The following is a 1609-nucleotide window of genomic DNA, read 5'->3' on the forward strand; positions in this document are numbered from 1 at the left end:
CCGGGGTGGTGGGGCCATTCGGGCAGGCCCGCGACGGCGGTGTGGGCGACGCTCTCCAGGGCGCCGTCCTTGGGTTTGGGGTCCACCGGGGAGCCGGGCAGGGCCGCCACGGGTGCGCGGGAGACGGTCTGGTCGGGGTGTGCGGTCTCCACCAGGGTCAGGGCGTCGGGTTCTGCGCGGGTGACGGTGGCGGGGTGGGTGGTGGCGGCCTGGCCGGGGGCGCCGGGGTGGAGCAGGTGGACGCTCTCACCGGTGGTGAAGGGGTTGGGGTGAGCACGGTCCAGGCGCATGGACACCTCGCGGCGGGCCTTGGTGCGCCTGCCGGTGGGCTCCTCCCACTCCCCCACGTGCACCTGCCAGGGGACGGCGCAGTTGCTGTCGGTCTCCAGGTCCTGCAGGGGTGCGCTCTGGCGTTGGAAGTGTTCGCGCCAGGGCGGGGTGTTCTCGCGCTGGTAGTAGCCGACCAGGGCGGCCAGGGAGGCGCGGGGCTGGTCCTGGGGGGTGCGCTCCTCGGGGTCCGAGGGCACGTGTTCGAGGAGGGGTTCGGTCAGGGCGGCGTGGCGGGCGGCCTTCTCGGCGCGTTTGCGGGCGCGTTCGGCCTCCTCCTCGGTGAGCTCGAACTGGATGAGGGGCCGGTCGGTGATGCCCTGTTCAGTGCGGTGGGTCTCCAGCCAGTCGCGTAGACGGGCGGTGGAGTGGCAGTCGTCGCGGTTGTAGGCGGCGATGTCGGCCAGCACGTTCGCGGCGGCGTCGGTGTCGCCGGCCTCCTGGGCGGCCAGGTAGGCGGCGTAGGCGTCGATGCTGGAGGCCGCCGTGGTCACTCCGCCGTCGCGTGCGGAGTCGAGGTAGAGGGGTTCGAGGTACTTGATGGAGTAGGAGCGCTGGGACACGCGCAGGCTCTTGCGGACCACGGTGAACAGGTCCACGAGCCGGTTCTCGCGCAGGAGCCGGTTGACCTCCTCCTCGCGGGTGTCGAACTCGGCGCTCAGGTGCTTGAGGCGGTCCACCTCGTAGGAGGCGTAGTGGTAGACGTGCGCGTTCTCGTCGGCGTCCACGCGGGCGGTGGCGAAGTCGACGAAGTCCTCCAGGGCGCGTTGCTCCTGGGCGCGGTCGTGGGCCCAGAAGGCGTGGAAGGTCTCGTTCCCCTGGGCGTCCTCGGTGGTGGCGCCGAACAGGTACTCGAGGCCGCGTTCGCCCTGGCGGGAGTGGTAGGGGTAGCCCTCCATGTCGAAGAAGACGTCGCCTGGGCTGGGTGCGGGCAGGGTGGCCAGGCCCTCGGGTGAGAACACCTCGGCGGTGACGGTGCCCTGGGGGTTGGCGGGGGTGCGGGTGGTGTCCTGGCGGACCTGGAGGGCGGCCTGGGCGCGTAGTTGGTCGAAGGAGCGCCGCGGCAGGGTGGTGGGGCGGGCGTCGTCGGGGGCGCTGGCCAGGGCGTCGATGGTGTCCAGGCCGGCGTCGGCGAGTTTGGTGGCCTGGTCGGTGCGGTCGTAGTGCACGACCAGCCCGGACTTGGGGTCGGCCAAGGAGGTAGGGCTGGTGCGGCTCCATCCGAGGTCGGAGCGGGAGATGTAGTTGGCGGGGCGAGGCACGGAGGCACCTCCTTTCAGTT

Annotated in this window: 1 protein-coding gene; it reads right to left on the reverse strand. The window is 72.0% G+C overall.

The annotated features are described in order from the left end of the window. The coding region (locus tag ADX84_RS25075; protein WP_234004227.1) for a TM0106 family RecB-like putative nuclease at nt 1–1589 on the reverse strand (1589 nt) is incomplete at its 3' end. Nucleotides 1590–1609 lie beyond the last annotated feature (20 nt).

Origin of the sequence: Nocardiopsis sp. SBT366 (genome assembly GCF_001083815.1) — a bacterium.
Classification (GTDB): Bacteria; Actinomycetota; Actinomycetes; order Streptosporangiales; family Streptosporangiaceae; genus Nocardiopsis; species Nocardiopsis prasina.